Origin of the sequence: Ancylomarina sp. (assembly GCF_041555295.1) — a bacterium.
Taxonomy (GTDB): Bacteria; Bacteroidota; Bacteroidia; order Bacteroidales; family Marinifilaceae; genus Ancylomarina.
Map to the genome: position 1 here is coordinate 1 of NZ_JBFFKR010000211.1, position 5,928 is coordinate 5,928.

General features: G+C 36.7%; 4 protein-coding genes. 1 reads left to right on the forward strand and 3 read right to left on the reverse strand.

What is annotated here, in order from left to right; genetic code table 11:
* The 3 genes from ABY905_RS12990 to ABY905_RS13000 form a co-directional block, all read right to left on the reverse strand.
* Nucleotides 1-1,898 (reverse strand): efflux RND transporter permease subunit (locus ABY905_RS12990; RefSeq protein ID WP_372644555.1); only part of this gene is annotated, 1,898 nt, incomplete at its 3' end.
* Nucleotides 1,899-1,942: 44 nt separating this feature from the next.
* Nucleotides 1,943-3,028 (reverse strand): efflux RND transporter periplasmic adaptor subunit, encoded by a 1,086-nt coding sequence (locus ABY905_RS12995; RefSeq protein ID WP_372644557.1) that lies wholly within the window; start codon nucleotides 3,026-3,028, stop codon nucleotides 1,943-1,945.
* A 30-nt stretch (nucleotides 3,029-3,058) separates the two neighbouring features.
* Nucleotides 3,059-4,390 (reverse strand): TolC family protein, encoded by a 1,332-nt coding sequence (locus ABY905_RS13000; RefSeq protein WP_372644559.1) that lies wholly within the window; start codon nucleotides 4,388-4,390, stop codon nucleotides 3,059-3,061.
* Between the two features lie 290 nt (nucleotides 4,391-4,680).
* On the opposite strand from ABY905_RS13000, the gene ABY905_RS13005 reads away from it, so the two are divergent.
* Nucleotides 4,681-5,901 (forward strand): 6-phosphofructokinase, encoded by a 1,221-nt coding sequence (locus ABY905_RS13005; protein ID WP_372644561.1) that lies wholly within the window; start codon nucleotides 4,681-4,683, stop codon nucleotides 5,899-5,901.
* Nucleotides 5,902-5,928: the final 27 nt, after the last annotated feature.

The following is a 5,928-nucleotide window of genomic DNA, read 5'->3' on the forward strand; positions in this document are numbered from 1 at the left end:
ACCAAACCGTTGAAATTCATTGGAGCAGCTGTACCGACATAAGATTGGTAATCCATCACATTGTTTTGCTGTGCCACATAGGCTGCAAGCTCTTTAGTTACCATTGCCGTACGCTCAAGGGTTGTTCCCTCGGGCATATCGATAATCACCTGAAATTCATTCTTATTATCAAAAGGCAACATTTTAACCGCAACCTTTTTGAAATAAACCAAGGTGGTTGATGCCAATAAAAGAACGATTACCGAAATAATAAAAGACCAGCGCAACTTTGGAGATTCCAACATAGGACGCATGGTTCGATTATAAATTTTATAAATATAACCATCCTCCAATTTAAACTTGCTTTCAATATCTTCCTCTTCATCCTCTCCACCTTTCAATAAACGATAGGCTAAATAAGGCGTAATGGTTAAGGCAACCAAGAGTGAAAATATCATGGCAATGGATGCACCAATAGGCATAGGGCTCATATAAGGGCCCATTAAACCGGATACGAAAACCATGGGAAGAACTGCTGCAATCACAGTGAAAGTTGCCAGAATAGTTGGATTACCCACCTCGTCTATTGAAGTAAGAGCTGCTTCCATAAAGGATTTCTTCTTCATTTTGAAATGGCGATGCATATTCTCCGCAATAATGATGGAATCGTCCACCACAATTCCCGTTACAAATACTAATGCGAAAAGGGTGATTCTATTTAAAGTATAATCCAAATAATAGTAGCTAAACATGGTCAATGCAAAGGTAATAGGCACCGAAAGAAACACCACCAAACCACCTCGCCAGCCCATAGCTAACATCACCACAAAGGTTACGGCCAATATTGCACCTAAAAGGTGTAACAAGAGTTCTCCTACTTTATCAGATGCAGTCGCACCATAGTTTCTTGTCACTTCAACATGAACATCAGAAGGAATTAAATCCTTTTTCAAAAGTTCCAGTTTATCTAGAATTTGATCTGATATTTTCATCGCATCGGCACCTCTACGCTTGGCAATAGAAAGTGTTACAGCTGGATATTCGCCCTTAAAATCTACCTGTTTTTCGTTAACTTCTCCATAACCAAAACTCACATACTGAGAAGGAATTTCTGGTCCATCAACAACCTCAGCAACCTGTTTCAAATACACAGGGCTACCTTGATTTATTCCAACAACCAGGTTGGAAAGCTCTTCAGCATTCTCAATGAAATTACCTGTTTTAACTAGAAACTGATTATCGTTATTATTAAAAGATCCTGAACCCATTTGTTGGTTCGAAGCTTTAATTTGTTGTGCGATACTTAAAGCATCAATATGGTAATTGGCCATCAACTCACGATTCAAAATTACCTGAAGTTGTCGCGAACGTCCTCCTCTAATTGATGTTGATGATACTTCACTTACTTTTTCAACCTCATTATTCAATTCCTGAGCTATTCGGCGTAATTGAAAATCATCATATTTTTCACTCCACAGCGTCAATCCTAAAACGGGAACATCGTCAATCGCACGCGTTTTGATTAGCGGAAATGAAATCCCTTGAGGCATTTCATCCATATGTTTCATGATCTCATTGTACATTTTAACAAGAGAACGTTCCACATCCTCTCCCACATAAAACTGTACAATCAGCATCGCTTGTTCCGACATAGATGTTGAATACACATACTCTACGCCTGGAATGTTAGCGACCACTTTTTCAAGAGGCTTAACGATTCTAGATTCAACCTCGGCAGGACTAGCACCTGGATAGGCTAAAAAGATATCGGCAATGGGTACATCAATCTGAGGTTCTTCTTCTCGAGGTGTTAGGTACGAACTGTATGCTCCAATGATCAAGAAAGCGATCATTAACAGAGGTGTTAGTTTCGATTTTATAAAGAGTTTGGCTATTCCGCCAGCAAATCCTGTTTTCATATGATATAGAAAATTAGTCTTGTTTTTTTGAGAAACTTACTTGATTACTTTACGCTAGTCACTTTTAGTTTAGCGCCATCCCATATTTTACCTTCGTAGGATAAAATATATTTCTCACCCGAACTTAATCCTGAAAGCACTTCGATTGAATTTCCATACGTTTTCCCAACACGAATCCAACGTAAAAGAGCTGTTCCACTCTGACTTAAAGTATAAACACCTATTAGCTGACCTCTTTCGACAAGAACTGATTTTGGAATAATAATGCGATTTGTTTCTCCCATTTGGATATATACTTTGGCAAACATGCCTGTGTAAAGTTTCAATTTAGAATCTTTAATCGCATCAAGCTGTAGTTTAACTTCGAACTGATTACCAGAATCAAGGGTTGAAGGGTTAATTTCAGACACTCTAGCCTGAATACGCTGATTATTCAGGGCTGTCAATTCAACCTCTACATAATCGTTAACCTTGATCTGTGAAATCTCCGACTCAGGAACACGTGCAAGAACTTCATAATTCCCTTTTTTCTCAATCGATAATAATGGCATACCTGGAGAAGCCAAATCACCAGTCTTTACAAAATGCTTGGTAACACGACCACTATAGGGTGCTCTAATATTCGCATACTTCAAGCTTTCGTTTACAGAAGCCAACATGCTCTTTGCAGCTTCCAATTTCGATTCAGCAACTTTTTTCTGAATTTGCATACCTTCCAATTCTTTCATCGAAGCTGATTTTTTATCGAATAAGGATTGATAACGCTCCAAATTCTTTTCAGCATCAGCTAATAAAGTTTCTGCAACTGCGATATTAGCTGATGCTTGCTTTTTATTTGCAAGGATATCAGCATCACTTATCTGCAATAGAAGTTGCCCCTTAGTGACCTTTTCTCCTATTTTCACATGTATTTTTTCGACTTGTCCCATAATCCGGGTGCTCAACTTCGAAGATGTAGCAGCCTCAAGCTTACCTGTAAAACTCAATAGTTCGGGCTGCTGAATATTTTTTGCTTGTGCAACCTCTACAGATAGGTCGAAACCTTCTGATTTCTTCTTTGCTGGTTCATTGCTACATGAAGCTAATAATCCGAGTGCAATAAAAAGGCTTAAATAATATCGTGTGTTCATAATATGGTTATTGGATGGTTGTTATTGATTTTATTTTAATTCTTTCTCTAAAAGAAATTCCAGATAAAACTTAGCTGAATAGTAATTGTTAATGGCATTCAGATATTCTAAGTTTTTAGTTGCATAAAGGGTTTCTGACTGGATTAAATCAGTCATTTTCTCCAAACCTTGTTTAAAACGATTGGTACGAATTCTCAAAGCTTCGCCTGATTGCTCTTTTGCCAAACGTCCGGTTTCAATTATTTGAATAGTCAAAACCAATGAACGTTTAGCTTCTTTCACCTTCAGGTTATTTTGATCCAGATAATCATCGAAATCAAGCTTTTGAAGTTGAAGCTCTGCTTTTGCTTTTTTAATATTACCGATATTCTTATAGCCTTTGAATAAATCCCATGATAATGAAGCACCAATCATATAATTATTAGCACTTGTGCCTAAGAATTCTTTATCGTTCCATTCGTATGCTCCAAAAGCATTTATGCGAGGTAAGAACTTATTACGGGCTGATTTTAACATTTGCTCCTTTGCCGATACACCTTTCTTGTAAGCTAAAATATCTGATCGATCTTCGTTCGCCTTCTCATCATCAACACTTGAACCCATAAGTGGTTCTTGAAAGGGATCAGAAGCTATTAAATCATTCGATGAGTCAAGACCTAGTAGAAAAGCTAAATAATCAGCTGCCCCCTGACGTTGATTCTTTGTTTGGTTTAGTTGATTTTCAACCTCTAATGCACGAACCTTAGCAGCTAAAACATCAACTTCCTTAATCAGATCCTCTTCAAAAAAATCTAAGCTTTGTTTTAAGTTAGCTTCTGTACTGGCTTTAACTTCTTCAAAAACATTAACGGCTTCTTGTGCGAGCTGTAATTGCTTATAGGCTTTCTTCACCTCGAACTTGATAAACTCCGATGTTCTCGCGGATTGCAAACTCACAGCCTCATAGCCAAACTTAGCCGCCTTGCGTTCATGTATGCCATCGAAATTTAAAAGAGGTTGTTCAACTTTAATCTGAGTTTGAAAATTCTCCATAGAACCCGGATCATTTAATAAAACAGGATTGAAGTCAGCAGTTGTAACGACCTCTTGCTTCAGTTTAAATCCAAAACTCGCTAAAGGATCATTTGTTCTAACTGCAGTGTGAGATAAATTAATTCCAGGTAAGAACAAGGAATGAGATTGTTGATAATTTGCCTTGGCAATATCAACACGGGCTTTTGATTTTTGAATCTCTTTATTATTCTCTTCAGCCTTTAAAAGAGCTTCCTCTAAACTAATGTTAATATTATTCGTCTGAGCAAGAGCAAAAAAAGGAATAAAAAACACTAAAAGGATAATCAATCGATAGGATAACTTTTGCATATATATTTGATTTTGGGTTCTTTTTACGTCTCAAAACTATATAAAAACAAGCACACATCCAACTATCTACATATCTAAACTATCTATCTTGTCATAGATTAACCACATCATTTTTTATATTAAAGAAAATTAAGACTTTAGCTTGATAACTGCAAATTATATTTTGTATTAAATCTGATCGGTTTATCTTTGCCAACTATATCATGAAAAACAAAAATCCAGTTTGATAATTTTCATCAAGCCGGATGATTAAAATTGAAGACTAGACTTATAATACAACTAATAAAACCATGAGAGATTCAATAGTAATATTATGTGGCGGAGGACCTGCTCCGGGAATAAACACAGTAATAAGTAGTGTAGGAAAAGTTTTCTTAAGAAATGGCTACCGCGTCATTGGAATGCACGAAGGCTATAAGGGGCTTTTTGCTGAAAATCCTGAAACTCAGGATTTAGATTTTCCATTTCTGGATGGGATTTTCAGTAAAGGAGGATCTTCTCTTAAGATGAGTCGTTTTAAGCCAAAAGACACGGATTTTAGCACGAACTTCTTCGTTAAGAATAATGTAAAACTATTAGTTACTATTGGTGGTGACGATACGGCTTCAACAGCAAATCGTATTTCTAAATATTTGGAAGACAACCAAGTTTCAATCTCAAATATTCATGTTCCTAAAACCATCGACAACGATCTTCCATTGCCAGTAGGTTCACCTACCTTTGGATTTCATTCTGCAAAAAACGAGGGGGTTCGAATTGCAACTACCGTTTATGAAGATGCTCGCACCTCACAAAACTGGTTTGTATTATCAGCAATGGGGCGTGAAGCAGGTCACTTAGCTTTTGGTATTGGAGCATCCGCTCATTTTCCAATGATTATTATTCCTGAGATGTTCAATAAAACAGATATCTCAGCTGATAAAATTGCAAACTTGGTAATTTCATCAATTATCAAGCGTCGAATTCTAGGTCTAAATTACGGAGCTGCTATCATTAGTGAAGGCGTTTTCCATTTTATGGATACTAAAGAAATTGAGAGTACAGGTATTAATTTTACTTACGATGCCCATGGTCACCCAGAGTTATTTAATGTGAGTAAATCGCACGTATTTAACATGTTTATTCAGCGTAAGATTAAATCTTACAATCTAAATATTGGGACTCGTCCAGTAGAATTAGGTTTCGGATTGCGTTGTTGTCCTCCCGTTGCTTACGACTTGGATTTATGTACCATGCTAGGAAATGGTGTGTACAAGCTATTTAAGTCTGGACAATCAAAATGTATGGTAACCGTTGATCCTAAAGGAGACTCTTCTCCTCTATTCCTTAAAGATGTTGAAGATGAAAATGGAAAAGTAAGACCTCGTTTGGTTGACGTAAATAGTGAGAAAGTTCAAACAGTCATGAATAATAACTTGCATTACTTGTGTGAGGAAGATTTGGAAGCTGCTAAAACCTACTTACCAGATGCTGAGAACTTTTTATTTAAAAAAATCTTGAACTGGGAATAAACTATTCCACACCATAAATTTAAAAAA